The following is an 827-nucleotide window of genomic DNA, read 5'->3' on the forward strand; positions in this document are numbered from 1 at the left end:
TGATTTACCGAAAAAAGAAAAGGACGTCAACTACTGGGTACACAAGATCAAACAACAAGGGTACAAAGTGGAGCTTCAAGAGTTGGGGGATGTTGGATAAACCCTAAAATACCATATATTAGTTAATCAATTTGTAGGGGGTGTTTTTTTGTGCCATTTTACAGAACCCTTCTACTTCAGTGCAAAGAACCACATCCTGCTACTTCGTGCAAGGTGTCATTTTCGTACAAAAAAAGAAACCTTGAAAGGCACGGAGCCAGTCAAGGTCTGGGCAAATGTATAAACTCTGATCATTCGAATTGCGAGAAGAAAACCTGTTTACAATAATGCTTTGAGCATTTTCATTAAATTAGCCGCTACAGTCTGATCAGCAGTATATTTAAATTTCATGCTATGTTCCTCGTGGCTTCCCCCGAGTTGTCCGTATATGCACATGTGCCCTAACTTTTCCATTTCAAGCACAACATTCGCGTCTGTATCATAGTCTTTTACTTCGCAGTAACCCTCTAAAGTTTGAAGCATCTTGGAGAGGGATTCAACCATGAAAATGACCTTTTCCTTGGGCATACAGAAGTTAGATGCGCCTGTAAACTCACCAGATTTAACTTTGATATCGAACGTGAAGTAATCCTCAATTGTGTATAAATGATTCACTATCAATTCCCGACCGTCTGAAGCAAATAGCACTTTATTATCATTGTACATGTTCCCTGTCTCCATTTGATTTATTTAAATTTGACGGATTGTAAAATGAAGTGCGACACCTTCTGGGAATAAAAAACAAAGGGCCCATGGCCGGATTCGTGTAGAATGAAAGTTCTCACCAC

General features: G+C 39.4%; 1 protein-coding gene. It reads right to left on the reverse strand.

Annotated elements, in window-relative coordinates:
- Nucleotides 1-318 precede the first annotated feature (318 nt).
- Nucleotides 319-705 (reverse strand): hypothetical protein, encoded by a 387-nt coding sequence (locus tag PPOP_RS09235; protein ID WP_042228142.1) that lies wholly within the window; start codon nt 703-705, stop codon nt 319-321.
- Between the last annotated feature and the right edge of the window lie 122 nt (nt 706-827).

It is taken from the genome of Paenibacillus popilliae ATCC 14706 (assembly GCF_000315235.1).
Taxonomy (GTDB): domain Bacteria; phylum Bacillota; class Bacilli; order Paenibacillales; family Paenibacillaceae; genus Paenibacillus_B; species Paenibacillus_B popilliae.